Raw genomic sequence first — 15755 nt, 5'->3', positions numbered from 1 at the left:
CATGGCTGAAGCCGAAAAGACTGTCCGTACGCTGACTGGCCGTGTTGTCAGCGACAAGATGGACAAAACCATCACCGTTTTGATCGAGCGTCGCGTTAAGCACCCGATCTACGGTAAATATGTTAAGCGTTCGACTAAGCTGCACGCGCACGACGAAACCAATCAGTGCCACATCGGCGACAAAGTCACTATTCGTGAAACTCGTCCGCTGGCCAAGACCAAGTCTTGGGCACTGGTTGATGTTCTCGAACGCGCTGTGGAAGTCTAAGGACTAGGGGTCGGAGAAATTATATGATTCAGACTCAATCCATGCTCGATGTGGCCGATAACAGCGGCGCTCGCCGTGTTATGTGCATCAAGGTGCTGGGTGGCTCCCATCGTCGTTACGCTGGTATCGGTGACATCATCAAAGTTACCGTGAAGGAAGCAATTCCTCGCGGTAAAGTGAAAAAAGGCCAAGTGATGACTGCTGTTGTAGTCCGCACTCGTCACGGCGTACGTCGTGCTGATGGCTCCATTATCCGCTTTGATGGCAACGCTGCTGTTCTTCTGAACAACAAGCAAGAGCCGATCGGCACCCGTATCTTTGGGCCAGTGACCCGTGAACTTCGTACTGAGAAGTTCATGAAGATCGTCTCGCTCGCCCCAGAAGTGCTGTAAGGAGATCCGACATGCAAAAGATTCGTCGTGACGACGAGATCATCGTGATCGCCGGCAAAGACAAAGGTAAGCGCGGTAAGGTGCTTAAGGTTCTCGCTAATAACCGTCTGGTTATCGGTGGTCTGAACCTGGTTAAGCGTCATACCAAGCCTAACCCGATGTCGGGCGTGCAGGGCGGTATCGTCGAGAAAGAAGCTCCGCTGGATGCTTCTAACGTCGCCATCTTCAACGGCGAAACCAACAAGGCTGACCGCGTTGGTTTCAAAGTAGAAGACGGTAAGAAAATTCGTGTCTTCAAGTCGACCCAAAAAGCGGTTGATGCTTGAACACTGCTAGGTAGATTAGACCATGGCACGACTACAAGAGATTTACCGGAAGGAAATCGCCCCTAAGCTTAAGGAAGAACTTAAGCTTGGGAACGTGATGGAAGTTCCGCGCGTTACCAAAATCACCCTGAACATGGGTCTGGGCGAAGCGATCGGCGACAAAAAAGTCATCGAGCACGCTGTTGCTGACCTGGAAAAGATCACCGGCCAGAAAGTCGTTGTGACCTACGCTCGGAAATCCATCGCTGGCTTTAAAGTCCGTGAAGGTTGGCCGATCGGCGTCAAAGTGACCCTGCGCCGTGAGCGTATGTACGAGTTCCTGGATCGTCTGCTGTCGATCTCCCTGCCTCGGGTTCGCGACTTCCGCGGCCTGAATGCCAAGTCCTTCGATGGTCGTGGTAACTACAGCATGGGCGTGAAAGAGCAGATCATCTTCCCGGAAATCGACTACGACAAGATCGATGCTCTCCGCGGTCTGGACATCACCCTGACCACCACTGCCAAGAACGATGATGAAGGTCGCGCCCTGTTGCGTGCTTTCAAATTCCCGTTCCGCAACTGATTGGAGTAGGACCATGGCCAAGATGAGCATGAAAAACCGCGAGCTGAAGCGTCAGCTCACGGTTGCCAAGTACGCCAAGAAGCGTGCAGCACTGAAAGCAATCATCGTTGATCTGAACGCAAGTCCAGAAGCGCGTTGGGAAGCTACAGTAGCTCTGCAGAAGCAGCCACGTGACGCAAGCGCTTCGCGCATGCGTAACCGCTGCCGCCTGACCGGTCGTCCACACGGCGTTTACCGCAAGTTCGGCCTCGGCCGTAACAAACTGCGTGAAGCGGCAATGCGTGGTGACGTACCAGGTCTGGTTAAAGCCAGCTGGTAAGTACTTTCAACGTCCTGGTGGTCGGAATCGAAAGATACTGACCACCGGTGGCCTTGAATCTGGAACAAGCCCCTTTTGGGGCTTGTTTCATTTCCGGAGTGTGTCTAAAATACGCGGCTCGCCTGAGCCCGTGTTTTTTACCCGGAGATTCTCGGCGACATATGTAGCCGCAAGGCTAATTTTTTTGTATTAGGAGCGTCTAGCCCATGAGTATGCAGGACCCGTTAGCGGACATGCTAACTCGTATCCGTAATGCCCAGATGGCTGAAAAGTCCGTCGTAAGCATGCCATCTTCCAAGTTGAAGGTAGCTGTTGCCAAAGTCCTGAAAGACGAAGGCTACATTGCGGGTTATCAGATCAGCAGCGAAATCAAACCACTGCTGTCCATCGAGCTGAAGTACTTCGAAGGCCGTTCGGTCATCGAGGAAGTGAAGCGCGTTAGCCGTCCAGGCCTGCGTCAGTACAAGTCCGCTGAAGATCTGCCGAAAGTTCGTGGCGGTCTGGGCGTGTCTATCGTCTCCACCAACAAAGGTGTGATGACGGATCGTGCTGCGCGCGCTGCCGGTGTCGGCGGCGAAGTTCTTTGCACTGTGTTCTAAGGGGGGATAAGCATGTCTCGCGTCGCTAAGAACCCCGTTAAGCTGCCAGCCGGTGTCGAAGTAAAATTCGCAGGCCAACAGCTTTCGGTGAAGGGTGCCAAGGGTACTCTTGAACTGAACATCCATTCGTCCGTTGAGATCGTTGAAGAAGCTGGTGAGCTGCGTTTCGCTGCTCGCAATGGCGATCAACAAACTCGCGCAATGGCCGGTACCACGCGTGCGTTGGTAAACAACATGGTCCAAGGCGTAAGCCAAGGCTTCGAGCGTAAGCTCCAGCTGGTCGGTGTTGGTTACAAAGCGCAAGCAAAAGGCACGGTTTTGAACCTGGCCCTTGGCTTCTCGCACCCAGTGGATTACGAACTGCCGGAAGGCATCACCGCTGAGACTCCTAGCCAGACCGATATCCTGATCAAGGGCATCGACAAGCAACTGGTAGGTCAAGTGGCTGCTGAGATCCGCGACTTCCGTCCACCAGAGCCGTACAAAGGCAAAGGTGTGCGCTACGCGGACGAAGTCGTCCGTCGTAAAGAAGCCAAGAAGAAGTAGGGCATAGCAAATGACCGACAAAAAAGTTACTCGACTGCGTCGCGCTCGCAAAGCACGCCTGAAAATGCACGAACTCGAAGTCGTGCGTCTCTGCGTGTTCCGCTCGTCGCAGCACATCTACGCCCAGGTCATCTCGGCCGACGGCAACAAAGTCCTGGCGAGCGCCTCGACTTTGGATAAAGAACTGCGTGATGGTGCCACTGGCAACATCGACGCGGCCACTAAGGTTGGCCAGCTGGTCGCTACGCGTGCTAAGGCCGCTGGCGTCTCGCAAGTGGCTTTCGACCGCTCTGGCTTCAAGTACCACGGTCGCGTGAAAGCGCTGGCTGATGGCGCTCGTGAAGCTGGGCTGGAGTTCTAAGTTATGTCAAATAACGACCAAAAGCGCGACGAAGGCTACATTGAGAAGCTGGTTCAAGTTAACCGCGTAGCCAAAACCGTTAAAGGCGGCCGTATCTTCACTTTCACCGCGTTGACCGTGGTTGGTGATGGTAAAGGGCGTGTTGGCTTCGGCCGTGGCAAGTCGCGTGAAGTGCCTGCTGCGATCCAGAAGGCAATGGAAGCTGCTCGCCGCAACATGATCCAAGTTGACCTGAACGGCACCACTCTGCAGTACGCAATGAAGTCCGCCCATGGCGCTTCGAAGGTGTACATGCAGCCTGCTTCTGAAGGTACCGGTATCATCGCTGGTGGCGCTATGCGTGCTGTCCTCGAAGTTGCTGGCGTCCAGAACGTTCTGGCCAAGTGCTACGGCTCGACTAACCCGGTAAACGTGGTTCACGCCACTTTCAAAGGTTTGAAAGCTATGCAATCTCCTGAGTCCATCGCTGCGAAGCGTGGTCTGACTGTCAAGGAGATCTTCTGATCATGGCTACCGTTAAAGTAACGCTGATCAAGAGCATGACCGGCCGCATCCCTAACCACAAACTGTGCGTTAAGGGTCTGGGTCTGCGTCGCATCGGTCACACTGTAGAAGTACTTGATACTCCCGAGAATCGCGGGATGATCAACAAGGCTTACTACATGCTGCGTGTAGAGGGTTAATCGATGAAACTCAATGATCTGAGTCCAGCGCCGGGTTCCCGTCGCGAAAAGCATCGTCCGGGCCGTGGTATCGGTAGCGGTTTGGGTAAGACTGGTGGCCGTGGCCACAAAGGTCAAACCTCCCGTTCCGGTGGCACCATCGCTCCAGGCTTTGAAGGCGGTCAACAGCCGCTGCATCGTCGCCTGCCTAAGTTCGGTTTCGTATCCCTGAAAGCCATGGACCGCGCAGAAGTGCGTCTGTCCGAGCTGGCCAAAGTGGAAGGCGACATCGTTACTGTGCAGACCCTGAAAGATGCCAACGTGATCAACGTCAACGTACAGCGTGTGAAAATCATGCTGTCCGGTGAAGTGACTCGCGCTGTCACTATCGGCAAGGGAATCGGCGCCACCAAAGGTGCGCGTTCGGCTATCGAAGCAGCTGGCGGCAAGTTCGAGGAATAAATGGCTAAGCAAGGTGCTCTCTCAGCGCTCGGCAAAGGCGGTATGTCTGAACTTTGGGCTCGTCTGCGTTTTCTGTTCCTGGCGATTATCGTCTACCGAATAGGCGCACACATCCCGGTTCCAGGTATCAACCCGGACCGACTCGCAGACCTGTTTCGACAGAATGAGGGGACCATTCTTAGCTTGTTCAACATGTTTTCCGGCGGCGCGCTGGAACGGATGAGCATCTTTGCACTGGGGATCATGCCGTACATTTCGGCATCGATCATCATGCAACTGATGACCGCCGTCAGCCCGCAGCTGGAGCAGTTGAAGAAGGAAGGTGAAGCTGGCCGTCGCAAGATTAGCCAGTACACCCGCTACGGCACTGTAGCCCTCGCCCTGGTCCAGGCTATCGGCATGTCCGTTGGTCTGGCTGGGCAGGGTGTTGCGTTCACTGGTGACTTTGGCTTCCATTTCGTCGCGGTATCCACGTTTGTGGCTGGTGCGATGTTCATGATGTGGCTGGGTGAGCAGATTACTGAGCGTGGTGTTGGTAACGGTATCTCGATGTTGATTTTCGCAGGTATCGTCGCCGGTCTTCCGAGAGCAATTGGGCAGTCTTTCGAGTCTGCACGTCAGGGTGATATCAATATCTTCGCCCTGGTTGCCATCGGTTTGCTGGCAGTAGCGATTATCGGTTTTGTGGTGTTCATTGAGCGTGGCCAGCGTCGTATTGCTGTTCACTACGCCAAGCGTCAGCAGGGCCGTAAGGTCTTCGCTGCGCAGACCAGCCACTTGCCGCTGAAAGTGAATATGGCCGGTGTTATTCCGGCAATTTTCGCGAGCAGCATTTTGCTGTTTCCGGCTTCGTTGGGTACCTGGTTTGGTCAGTCTGAAAATATGGGCTGGCTGCAGGACCTCTCTCAGTCGATCGCTCCTGGTCAGCCGTTGAATATTCTGCTGTTTAGTGCAGGGATTATTTTCTTCTGCTTCTTCTATACGGCGTTGATGTTCAATCCGAAAGACGTAGCGGAAAACCTGAAGAAGTCCGGTGCCTTTATTCCGGGCATCCGTCCAGGTGAGCAGTCGGCACGCTACATTGATGGCGTTCTGACTCGTTTGACCCTGTTCGGTGCTCTATATATGACGGCCGTGTGCTTGTTGCCCCAGTTCCTGGTGGTTGCAGCAAACGTTCCGTTCTACCTTGGCGGGACCTCGTTGCTGATCGTCGTCGTGGTTGTGATGGACTTCATGTCCCAAGTACAATCGCACCTCGTTTCGCACCAGTACGAATCCCTGATGAAGAAAGCCAACCTGAAGGGCTACGGCAGCGGCATGTTGCGCTGAGTACCCATAAGGTTCGAGGAGTTGGTGATGAAAGTTCGTGCATCGGTGAAAAAGCTGTGCCGTAACTGCAAGATTATTCGCCGCGAAGGTGTTGTTCGAGTAATTTGCAGCGCGGAACCGCGTCACAAACAGCGCCAAGGCTGAGTGTGATCCGCTTGAAGCCCGGCAGCTAGTGCGCTGCCGGGTTGATTATTTGTTATTACAGCGATATTATCTCGCGCCCTATTTCTTGGCTTCCGGGGCGTAGGTAGCTGTCAATTGGAGTCCCACTGAATGGCCCGTATTGCAGGCGTTAACATTCCAGATAACAAGCACACTGTTATCTCGCTGACCTACATCTATGGTGTTGGTCGCACAACTGCGCAGAAGATTTGCGCGGTCGCTGGGGTAAACCCAGCCGCTAAGATCAAGGATCTGAGCGACGAGCAGATTGAACAGCTGCGTGGCGAAGTGGCGAAGTTCACCACTGAAGGTGACCTGCGTCGCGAAATCAACATGAAAATCAAGCGTTTGATGGACCTCGGTTGCTATCGCGGTCTGCGTCATCGTCGTGGTCTTCCAGTACGCGGTCAGCGTACCAAGACTAACGCGCGTACCCGTAAAGGTCCGCGTAAGCCGATCCGCAAGTAATCGCCCCAGCGAATCGACAGGAAAATTATCATGGCAAAACCTGCTGCTCGTCCTCGTAAAAAAGTTAAAAAGACAGTGGTTGATGGCATCGCCCACATCCATGCTTCTTTTAACAACACAATCGTGACCATCACCGACCGTCAAGGTAACGCGCTGTCTTGGGCTACCTCTGGTGGTTCGGGTTTCCGCGGTTCCCGCAAGTCCACCCCGTTTGCTGCTCAAGTAGCTGCTGAGCGTGCTGGTCAAGCTGCGCTGGAATACGGCCTGAAAAACCTCGACGTTAACGTCAAAGGTCCAGGTCCAGGTCGTGAGTCTGCTGTCCGTGCTTTGAACGGCTGTGGCTATAAGATCGCCAGCATCACCGACGTGACGCCAATCCCGCACAACGGGTGCCGTCCGCCGAAGAAGCGCCGCGTGTAATCCAGGAGATTGTAAAGAATGGCTCGTTACATTGGTCCAAAATGCAAACTCGCTCGTCGCGAAGGCACCGATCTCTTCCTGAAGAGCGGCGTGCGCGCGATCGAATCGAAGTGCAACATTGAAGCAGCACCTGGTATCCACGGCCAACGCCGCGGTCGCCAGTCCGACTACGGCACCCAACTGCGTGAAAAGCAGAAGGTCCGTCGTATCTACGGCGTTCTCGAGCGTCAGTTCAGCGGCTACTACAAAGAAGCTGCTGGCAAGAAAGGTGCAACCGGTGAAAACCTGCTGCAACTGCTCGAATGCCGTCTGGACAACGTTGTATACCGTATGGGCTTTGGTTCGACTCGTGCCGAATCCCGTCAGCTGGTATCGCACAAATCCGTCAGCGTAAACGGCCAAACCGTTAACGTCCCGTCCTACCAGGTTCGTGCTGGTGACGTGGTCGCGATTCGCGAGAAAGCAAAAAACCAACTTCGCATTGTCCAAGCTCTCGATCTGTGTGCCCAACGTGGCCGCGTAGAATGGGTAGAAGTAGACACTGAGAAGAAGTCGGGCGTTTTCAAGAACGTTCCTGCTCGCAGTGATCTGTCCGCCGACATCAACGAAAGCCTGATTGTCGAGCTCTACTCCAAGTAAGGGCTAGAAAATAGGTGCATCCATGCAGATTTCGGTAAATGAGTTCCTGACACCCCGCCACATTGATGTGCAGGTTGTCAGTCCAACCCGCGCCAAGATCACTCTCGAGCCTCTCGAGCGTGGTTTTGGCCACACCCTGGGCAACGCGCTGCGCCGCATCCTGTTGTCCTCAATGCCCGGCTGTGCAGTAGTCGAGGCCGAGATTGACGGTGTGCTCCACGAGTACAGCGCCATCGAAGGTGTACAGGAAGACGTAATTGAAATCCTGTTGAACCTTAAAGGTCTGGCTATCAAGCTGCACGGCCGTGACGAAGTTACGCTGACCTTGTCGAAGAAGGGTTCGGGGGTGGTTACCGCTGCCGATATTCAGCTGGATCATGATGTCGAGATCGTTAATCCCGATCACGTAATCGCTAACCTGGCGTCTAACGGCGCCCTGAACATGAAGCTCACCGTAGCTCGTGGTCGTGGTTATGAACCGGCCGACTCGCGTCAGAGCGATGAAGACGAAAGCCGCAGCATTGGTCGCTTGCAGCTTGACTCTTCGTTCAGCCCGGTTCGCCGTATCGCATACGTGGTGGAAAACGCCCGTGTCGAACAGCGTACTAACCTGGACAAGCTGGTTATTGATCTGGAAACCAACGGTACTCTGGATCCTGAAGAGGCTATCCGCCGCGCTGCAACCATTCTGCAACAGCAGTTGGCTGCGTTCGTCGACCTCAAGGGTGACAGCGAACCAGTGGTAATCGAGCAGGAAGACGAGATCGATCCGATCCTGCTTCGCCCGGTTGACGATCTGGAACTGACTGTACGTTCGGCTAACTGCCTTAAGGCGGAAAACATTTACTACATCGGCGACCTGATTCAGCGTACCGAAGTAGAACTGTTGAAGACTCCGAACCTGGGCAAGAAATCCTTGACTGAAATCAAGGACGTTCTGGCCTCCCGCGGTCTGTCCCTCGGCATGCGCCTCGACAACTGGCCGCCTGCAAGTCTTAAGAAGGACGACAAGGCGACTGCCTGATCGTCGTAATCACCGAACGTGAGTTTGGTAAGGAATGAACCATGCGTCATCGTAAAAGTGGTCGTCACCTGAGCCGTACCAGCTCGCACCGCAAGGCCATGTTTCAAAACATGGCGGTGTCGCTGTTCGAGCACGAGCTGATCAAAACTACACTGCCGAAAGCTAAAGAACTGCGTCGCGTTGCTGAGCCGCTGATCACTTTGGCCAAGACAGACAGCCTGGCTAACCGCCGTCTGGCTTTCGACCGTACTCGTTCGAAAGCTATCGTTGGTAAGCTCTTCAACGACCTGGGCAAGCGTTACGCTACCCGTGAGGGTGGCTACCTGCGCATCCTCAAGTGCGGTTTCCGCGCTGGCGACAACGCGCCTATGGCGTACGTCGAGTTGGTTGATCGTGCTACTGCTGGCGAAGCTGTAAGCGCCGAGTAAGACGTCAAGCTGTAACGAAGAACCGGGCCTAGTGCCCGGTTTTTTGTGCGCGTAATAAAAGCGCGATTTGTACAAGCTTCCCCAGGTAGGGCTCGGCACTATGGCTGTTGGAGTTGTTGGTAGTAATTTTCTATTGATGTCCGCAATTTAATGAATTTGTGGGTGTCATGTTGATGATCAATACTCTCCACCAAGCCGATTAGCCGGCAGTTCCAAGTCCGACCTGAGGAATACGCACATGAGCCAGAATAAAATCCTTACGACCGCCAGCGGTGCTCCCGTTGCGGACAACCAGAATTCCCGTTCCGCTGGCCCGCGCGGCCCGTTGCTACTCGACGATTTTCACCTGATCGAGAAGCTCGCTCACTTCAACCGTGAAAACATTCCTGAGCGCCGTGTACACGCCAAGGGGTCGGGTGCTTACGGTACGTTCACTGTTACTAAAGACATCACGCAGTACACAAGCGCCAAGTTGTTCGAGTCTGTTGGTAAACAAACGCCAACTTTCCTGCGCTTCTCCACTGTAGGCGGCGAGCGCGGTTCGGCGGATACCGAGCGTGATCCACGTGGCTTTGCTCTGAAGTTCTACACCGAAGAAGGCAACTGGGACATCGTGGGTAACAATACCCCTGTGTTCTTCATTCGCGACCCGCTCAAGTTTCCAGACTTCATCCACACTCAAAAGCGCCTGCCGCAAAGCAACCTCAAAAGCGCGCAAATGATGTGGGACTTCTGGTCGCACTCTCCAGAAGCGTTGCACCAGGTCACCATCCTGTTTTCGGACCGTGGCATCCCAGACGGCTACCGTCACATGCACGGCTTCGGCAGCCATACTTACAGCCTGATCAACGCCCAAGGCGAGCGTCACTGGGTTAAGTGGCACTACAAAACCAAGCAGGGCATCAAGAATCTGGCGCCGGCCGAAGCGGCACGTTTGGCCGGTACTGATCCCGATTACGCCCAGCGCGATCTGTTCGGTGCAATCGAGCGCGGTGATTTCCCGAAATGGCGCGTCTGCATCCAGATCATGACTGAAGCCCAGGCGAATGCTCACTACGAGAACCCCTTTGATGTGACCAAAACCTGGTCGCAGAAGGAATTCCCGTTGATCGAAGTGGGTGAACTGGAACTCAACCGCAACCCACAGAACTACTTTGCAGAAGTCGAGCAAGCGGCGTTCGGTCCAAGCAATATGGTTCCAGGCGTAGGCCTGTCGCCAGACCGCATGCTTCAAGGTCGCGTTTTCGCCTATGCCGATGCCCACCGCTACCGTGTTGGCACCAACCACCAGCAACTGCCGGTGAATGCCCCTCTGAGCCCGGTGAACAGCTACCAGCGTGACGGTTCGATGGCATTCGGCCCTAACGGTGGTGCCGCTCCTAACTACGAGCCCAACAGCTACGCCGATGCGCCTAAGCAAGCGCCTCAGTACGCCGAGCCTGCGCTGGCGCTGAGCGGTGCTGCCGATCGTTACGATCACCGCGAGGACACTGACTACTACAGCCACGCAGGGGCGCTGTTCCGCCTGATGAGCGATGAGCAAAAAGCGTTGCTCACCAGCAACATCGCCGGTGCGATGGCGGGTGTGTCGAGTGATGTGGTTCAGCGTCAACTGGCGCATTTTTACAAGGCCGATCCGGCGTACGGAGAAGCAATCGCAAAGGCACTGGGTGTATCGCTTAACTGACTCTAAACGATAAGCAGAACCGCCCTCATTTGGGCGGTTTTTGCGTTATTTCAGCTACTTTTCTCGGGAAATCTTCACTTTTCTGCCGTTGATCCCGTGACCTCCGAGTCAGCATGGTTCAAACTACAGACTTTCAAGCAGGGAGATGTAGGGCGATGCAAGGTCACCCCGACGTAATCGATTACCTCAACACGTTGCTGACGGGCGAACTGGCAGCTCGTGACCAATATTTCATCCACTCGCGTATGTACGAAGACTGGGGCTTTACCGAGCTCTACGAACGTATCAACCATGAAATGGAAGAAGAGGCACAGCACGCCGACGCACTGATGCGCCGCATCCTGATGCTCGAAGGCACGCCGCGCATGCGTCCCGACGACCTGGACACCGGTACCACGGTGCCTGAGATGCTCGCCAGTGACTTGCGCCTGGAGTACAAGGTACGTGCCGCACTCTGCAAGGGCATTGAGCTCTGCGAGAAGCACAACGACTATGTCACCCGTGAAATCCTGCGTGTGCAGTTGAACGACACCGAAGAAGATCACACCTACTGGCTGGAAAAGCAGTTGGGCCTGATCAAGCTGGTCGGCCTGGAGAATTACCTGCAATCGCAGTTCTGATCCCCGGCTACAAAAAAGCCCCTGTCGCCTTAACGGTGACAGGGGCTTTTTGTTGGGCCCGATAAATCAGGCCCGGTCGCGCGCCAACAACGGTTTGAGGTAGTAACCAGTGTGCGACTGCGGCATCTCGGAGACTTCCTCCGGTGTGCCCACCGCGATGATCTGGCCACCTTTGGAGCCACCTTCCGGCCCGAGGTCCACCAGCCAGTCAGCAGTCTTGATGACATCCAGATTGTGTTCGATCACCACCACGGTGTTGCCGTGGTCGCGCAAGCGATGCAGCACGTCGAGCAATTGCTGGATATCCGCGAAGTGCAAACCGGTGGTCGGCTCATCCAGGATATACAAGGTCTTGCCGGTATCACGCTTGGACAGCTCGCGCGACAGCTTCACCCGCTGCGCCTCGCCGCCGGACAGCGTGGTCGCCGATTGGCCCAATTTGATATACGACAGGCCCACATCCATCAACGTCTGCAGCTTGCGCGCCAACGCCGGAACCGCGTCGAAGAACACCCGAGCTTCCTCGATGGTCATCTCCAGGGTTTCGTGGATGCTTTTGCCCTTGTACTTGATCTCCAGGGTTTCGCGGTTGTAGCGCTTGCTCTTGCACACATCGCAAGGCACGTAGATGTCCGGCAGGAAGTGCATCTCCACCTTGATCAGGCCATCGCCCTGGCACGCTTCGCAGCGCCCGCCCTTGACGTTGAACGAAAACCGGCCAGGCCCGTAGCCCCGCGAGCGGGATTCCGGGACACCTGCAAACAACTCGCGAATCGGTGTGAACAACCCGGTGTAGGTCGCAGGGTTCGAACGAGGCGTGCGGCCAATGGGGCTCTGGTCGATATCGACCACTTTGTCCAGGAGCTCCAGGCCCTTGATGCTGTCATGCGCTGCCGCTTCCAGAGTGGTCGCGCCGTTCAAGGCGGTGGCACTCAACGGGAACAGGGTGTTGTTGATCAGCGTCGATTTACCTGAGCCGGAAACACCCGTCACGCAGGTTAAGAGTCCCAGGGGAATCTCCAGGTCCACATTACGCAAGTTGTTGCCACGCGCGCCCTTGAGGTGCAGTGCCTGCTTCTTGTTGCGCGGTGTGCGTTTGGCCGGTACTTCAATTTTCACGCGGCCAGACAGGTACTTACCGGTCAGCGAGTCAGGGTGCGCCATGACTTCGGCCGGCGTGCCCTCGGCGACAATGTGCCCACCATGAACACCCGCGCCCGGGCCGATATCGACGACATAATCCGCCAGGCGAATTGCATCTTCGTCGTGCTCGACCACGATCACGGTGTTGCCGATATCCCGCAGGTGTTTCAGCGTGCCCAGCAGGCGATCGTTGTCCCGTTGGTGCAAACCGATCGACGGTTCGTCGAGGATGTACAGCACCCCCACAAGACCCGCGCCAATCTGGCTGGCCAGGCGAATCCGCTGGGCTTCACCGCCGGACAACGTATCTGCGCTGCGATCCAGCGACAGGTAGTCCAGGCCCACGTTGACCAGGAACTGCAAGCGCTCGCGAATTTCCTTGAGGATCTTGTCGGCAATCTCGCCGCGACGGCCGGTCAGCTTGAGTACACCAAAGTACTCACAGGCGTCGCCGATAGGCAGGTTGGTCACCGCCGGCAACGTCTTCTCACCCACCCACACGTGCCGCGCTTCACGACGCAGGCGCGTGCCGCGGCAATCCGGGCAGGGTTGGGTACTGAGGAATTTCGCCAGCTCTTCACGCACGCTGGCTGATTCGGTCTCGCGGTAGCGGCGCTCCAGGTTTGGCACGATGCCTTCGAACGGGTGCGAGCGTTTAACGATGTCGCCGCGGTCGTTCAGGTATTTGAAGTCGACATTCTGCGGACCGCTGCCATGGAGGATGACTTTCTGCTGGTCCGCCGGCAGTTGGTTGAACGGCACTTCCAGGCTGAATTTGTAGTGGGATGCCAACGACCCCAGCATCTGGAAGTAATAGACGTTACGCCTGTCCCAACCACGTATCGCACCTTCGGCCAAGGTCAGCTCGCCATTGACCAGGCGCTTGATGTCGAAGAACTGCTTCACGCCGAGGCCATCGCACGTCGGGCAGGCGCCGGCGGGGTTGTTGAAGGAGAACAGCTTGGGTTCCAGCTCGCTGATGGCATGGCCGCAGATTGGGCAGGCAAAGCGCGCGGAGAAGATGATTTCCTCACCCGGCTCGTCGTCCATCGGCGCCACCAGGGCAATGCCATCTGCCAGCTTCAAGGCCGTCTCGAACGATTCCGCCAGGCGCTGCTGCAGGTCAGCCCGCACCTTGAAGCGATCCACCACCACATCGATGGAGTGCTTCTTCTGCTTGTCGAGCTTCGGCGCTTCGTCCAGCTCATAGAGCTTGCCGTTGATCCGTGCACGTACAAAACCTTGTGCACGAAGCTCTTCGAAGACGGAAAGGTGTTCGCCCTTGCGCTCGCGAATCACCGGTGCCAGCAGCATCAGCTTGGCGCCTTCCGGCTGGGCCAGCACCAGGTCAACCATCTGGCTGACGGTCTGGGCTTCCAGGGGAATGTCGTGGTCGGGGCAACGCGGAATACCTACGCGCGCGTATAGAAGACGCAGATAGTCGTAGATTTCGGTGATGGTGCCCACGGTGGAGCGCGGGTTGTGGGAGGTCGACTTCTGCTCGATGGAGATCGCCGGCGACAGGCCTTCAATGGTGTCGACGTCGGGCTTTTCCATCATCGACAGGAACTGCCGGGCATAGGCCGACAGCGATTCCACATAGCGCCGCTGGCCTTCGGCGTACAGCGTATCGAACGCCAGGGACGATTTGCCGGACCCCGACAAACCGGTGATGACGATCAGTTTGTCCCGGGGCAGGGTCAGGTCGATGTTCTTCAGGTTGTGGGTTCTAGCCCCACGAATCAGGATCTTGTCCAAGATGGCCTCGCACGGCGGGCGTAAATAATGCCGGAGTATACGGCTAAAGACTGGATGAATATACACTGTCAAAGTGCCGTGTGCAGCCTTACATGAAAGCTGCGCGGCAAACCGCCGCATATACCCTCTCAATCGATGGGACTGGTAGAATCGCCGCCGGTTCACACGAGGTTTTTCCATGCACGATCCCCACAGCGAACGCATGAGTAGCGGCGAGACCCGAGCGGCAAGCGGTCTGGCCCTGGTGTTCGCGTTCCGTATGCTTGGCATGTTCATGGTGTTGCCGGTACTGGCGACCTACGGGATGGACCTCGCAGGCGCGACCCCCGCCTTGATCGGCCTGGCGATTGGCGCCTATGGCCTGACCCAGGCGATATTCCAGATTCCATTCGGGATCATTTCCGACCGCATTGGCCGCCGCCCGGTGATTTACCTGGGGCTGATCGTGTTCGCCCTCGGCAGTGTGCTCGCGGCCCAGTCGGATTCGATCTGGGGCGTGATTGCCGGCCGTGTCCTACAGGGCGCCGGGGCGATTTCTGCCGCCGTCATGGCACTGCTGTCGGACTTGACCCGCGAACAACACCGCACCAAGGCCATGGCCATGATCGGCATGACCATCGGCCTGTCGTTTGCCGTGGCCATGGTGGTCGGTCCCTTGCTCACAAGTGCGTTCGGCCTGCACGGCCTGTTCCTCGCCACCGGCGGCATGGCGCTGTTCGGTATCGTGATCGTGGCCTTCATGGTGCCGCGCTCCACCGGCACGCTGCAGCACCGCGAATCGGGCGTTGCGCGCAAGGCGTTGCTGCCGACGCTCAAGCACCCCGACCTGCTGCGCCTGGATTTAGGTATCTTCGTATTACACGCCATGCTGATGTGCAGCTTCGTCGCCTTGCCCCTGGCGCTGGTGGAAAAAGCCGGCCTGCCCAAGGAGCAGCACTGGTGGGTCTACCTCACGGCACTGCTGATTTCGTTCTTCGCCATGATCCCGTTCATCATCTATGGCGAGAAGAAACGCAAAATGAAACAAGTGCTCCTCGGCGCCGTCGCGACGCTGATGCTCACTGAGCTATTCTTCTGGCAGTTCGGCGACAGTCTGCGCGCACTGGTAGTCGGCACGGTGGTATTTTTCACCGCGTTCAACCTGCTGGAAGCTTCGTTGCCTTCGCTGATCAGTAAAGTTTCACCGGCCGGAGGCAAGGGCACGGCGATGGGGGTGTATTCCACCAGCCAGTTCCTCGGCTCTGCACTGGGCGGCATCATGGGCGGCTGGATGTTCCAGCATGGCGGTTTGTCGGTTGTGTTCCTCGGATGCGCCGGGCTGGCTGCACTTTGGCTAGCCTTTGCTGTTACCATGCGCGAACCTCCATACGTCACAAGCCTGCGCCTGCCGTTGTCGCCCGAAGCAATTCGTGAAGCCGGCCTGGTAGAGCGCCTAAAGGCCGTTGTTGGGGTAACAGATGCGGTAGTGATCGCCGAAGAAGCCGCCATCTACATCAAATTGGACACCGAATTATTGGATCGCGCGACGCTTGAGCAACTGGTCAACCCAGTGCCGACAGCGCGCCCAGCCTAGGAGAACG

At 56.4% G+C, this 15755-nt stretch carries 22 protein-coding genes; 21 read left to right on the top strand and 1 reads right to left on the bottom strand.

From position 1 onward, the window contains the following. Window position 1 precedes the first annotated feature (1 nt). The 20 genes from rpsQ to bfr all read left to right on the top strand — a co-directional run bounded on the left by rpsQ (window position 2) and on the right by bfr (window position 11274). Window positions 2–268 carry a 30S ribosomal protein S17 gene (gene rpsQ / locus B348_RS0113680; protein WP_003176419.1) on the top strand — a complete coding sequence of 89 codons (267 nt, stop codon included), beginning with the start codon at window positions 2–4 and terminating at the stop codon, window positions 266–268. 23 nt (window positions 269–291) lie between these two features. Beyond that, complete coding sequence (gene rplN / locus B348_RS0113675) at window positions 292–660, top strand: 50S ribosomal protein L14 (protein WP_002555479.1); 369 nt, start codon at window positions 292–294, stop codon at window positions 658–660. Window positions 661–671: 11 nt separating this feature from the next. Continuing rightward, complete coding sequence (rplX, locus tag B348_RS0113670) at window positions 672–986, top strand: 50S ribosomal protein L24 (protein WP_003176416.1); 315 nt, start codon at window positions 672–674, stop codon at window positions 984–986. 22 nt (window positions 987–1008) lie between these two features. After that, window positions 1009–1548 (top strand): 50S ribosomal protein L5, encoded by a 540-nt coding sequence (gene rplE, locus B348_RS0113665; protein ID WP_003194642.1) that lies wholly within the window; start codon window positions 1009–1011, stop codon window positions 1546–1548. Between the two features lie 13 nt (window positions 1549–1561). After that, a complete protein-coding gene (gene rpsN / locus B348_RS0113660; protein WP_003176414.1) occupies window positions 1562–1867 on the top strand; it encodes a 30S ribosomal protein S14 in 306 nt (101 codons plus the stop codon). A 206-nt stretch (window positions 1868–2073) separates the two neighbouring features. Next, on the top strand, window positions 2074–2466 hold the full coding sequence (gene rpsH / locus B348_RS0113655; protein ID WP_003176413.1) for a 30S ribosomal protein S8: 393 nt from the start codon (window positions 2074–2076) through the stop codon (window positions 2464–2466). Window positions 2467–2478: 12 nt separating this feature from the next. Beyond that, complete coding sequence (rplF, locus tag B348_RS0113650) at window positions 2479–3012, top strand: 50S ribosomal protein L6 (protein WP_003176412.1); 534 nt, start codon at window positions 2479–2481, stop codon at window positions 3010–3012. 10 nt (window positions 3013–3022) lie between these two features. Continuing rightward, a complete protein-coding gene (gene rplR, locus B348_RS0113645; RefSeq protein ID WP_017736664.1) occupies window positions 3023–3373 on the top strand; it encodes a 50S ribosomal protein L18 in 351 nt (116 codons plus the stop codon). A 3-nt stretch (window positions 3374–3376) separates the two neighbouring features. Then, window positions 3377–3877, top strand: a complete 501-nt coding sequence (rpsE, locus tag B348_RS0113640; protein ID WP_003176409.1) for a 30S ribosomal protein S5 — start codon at window positions 3377–3379, stop codon at window positions 3875–3877. Window positions 3878–3879: 2 nt separating this feature from the next. Next, on the top strand, window positions 3880–4056 hold the full coding sequence (rpmD, locus tag B348_RS0113635; RefSeq protein ID WP_003186033.1) for a 50S ribosomal protein L30: 177 nt from the start codon (window positions 3880–3882) through the stop codon (window positions 4054–4056). Window positions 4057–4059: 3 nt separating this feature from the next. After that, on the top strand, window positions 4060–4497 hold the full coding sequence (gene rplO / locus B348_RS0113630) for a 50S ribosomal protein L15 (protein WP_003176407.1): 438 nt from the start codon (window positions 4060–4062) through the stop codon (window positions 4495–4497). Continuing rightward, complete coding sequence (secY, locus tag B348_RS0113625; RefSeq protein WP_017736663.1) at window positions 4498–5826, top strand: preprotein translocase subunit SecY; 1329 nt, start codon at window positions 4498–4500, stop codon at window positions 5824–5826. It begins immediately after the preceding gene. A gap of 27 nt (window positions 5827–5853) precedes the next feature. Then, window positions 5854–5970: a 50S ribosomal protein L36 gene (gene rpmJ, locus B348_RS1000000130960; RefSeq protein WP_002555468.1), complete on the top strand. Its 117-nt coding sequence runs from the start codon at window positions 5854–5856 to the stop codon at window positions 5968–5970. Between the two features lie 129 nt (window positions 5971–6099). Then, window positions 6100–6456: a 30S ribosomal protein S13 gene (gene rpsM, locus B348_RS0113620; RefSeq protein ID WP_003194635.1), complete on the top strand. Its 357-nt coding sequence runs from the start codon at window positions 6100–6102 to the stop codon at window positions 6454–6456. A 30-nt stretch (window positions 6457–6486) separates the two neighbouring features. Continuing rightward, window positions 6487–6876, top strand: a complete 390-nt coding sequence (gene rpsK / locus B348_RS0113615; RefSeq protein WP_002555466.1) for a 30S ribosomal protein S11 — start codon at window positions 6487–6489, stop codon at window positions 6874–6876. 18 nt (window positions 6877–6894) lie between these two features. After that, the gene (gene rpsD, locus B348_RS0113610) at window positions 6895–7515 is read left to right on the top strand and encodes a 30S ribosomal protein S4 (RefSeq protein ID WP_003210056.1); all 621 of its coding nucleotides are present in this window, start codon (window positions 6895–6897) and stop codon (window positions 7513–7515) included. Between the two features lie 22 nt (window positions 7516–7537). Beyond that, a complete protein-coding gene (rpoA, locus tag B348_RS0113605; protein WP_003176403.1) occupies window positions 7538–8539 on the top strand; it encodes a DNA-directed RNA polymerase subunit alpha in 1002 nt (333 codons plus the stop codon). Between the two features lie 41 nt (window positions 8540–8580). Further along, on the top strand, window positions 8581–8967 hold the full coding sequence (rplQ, locus tag B348_RS0113600) for a 50S ribosomal protein L17 (protein WP_003176402.1): 387 nt from the start codon (window positions 8581–8583) through the stop codon (window positions 8965–8967). Between the two features lie 238 nt (window positions 8968–9205). Continuing rightward, window positions 9206–10654 carry a catalase gene (locus B348_RS0113595; RefSeq protein WP_017736662.1) on the top strand — a complete coding sequence of 483 codons (1449 nt, stop codon included), beginning with the start codon at window positions 9206–9208 and terminating at the stop codon, window positions 10652–10654. A gap of 155 nt (window positions 10655–10809) precedes the next feature. After that, a complete protein-coding gene (bfr, locus tag B348_RS0113590) occupies window positions 10810–11274 on the top strand; it encodes a bacterioferritin (protein ID WP_017736661.1) in 465 nt (154 codons plus the stop codon). 66 nt (window positions 11275–11340) lie between these two features. On the opposite strand, the gene uvrA is transcribed toward bfr, so the two are convergent. Next, entirely contained in the window at window positions 11341–14175 is a 2835-nt protein-coding gene (uvrA, locus tag B348_RS0113585) for an excinuclease ABC subunit UvrA (protein WP_017736660.1), read from the bottom strand. Between the two features lie 178 nt (window positions 14176–14353). On the opposite strand from uvrA, the gene B348_RS0113580 reads away from it, so the two are divergent. Continuing rightward, entirely contained in the window at window positions 14354–15748 is a 1395-nt protein-coding gene (locus B348_RS0113580; protein ID WP_017736659.1) for an MFS transporter, read from the top strand. The last annotated feature ends 7 nt before the right edge of the window (window positions 15749–15755 follow it).

The sequence above is a fragment of the Pseudomonas sp. CBZ-4 genome, from assembly GCF_000346755.1.
GTDB lineage: Bacteria > Pseudomonadota > Gammaproteobacteria > Pseudomonadales > Pseudomonadaceae > Aquipseudomonas.
The sequence above is the reverse complement of the archived record's forward strand: the minus strand, read 5'-3'. Positions and strand labels throughout refer to the sequence as shown.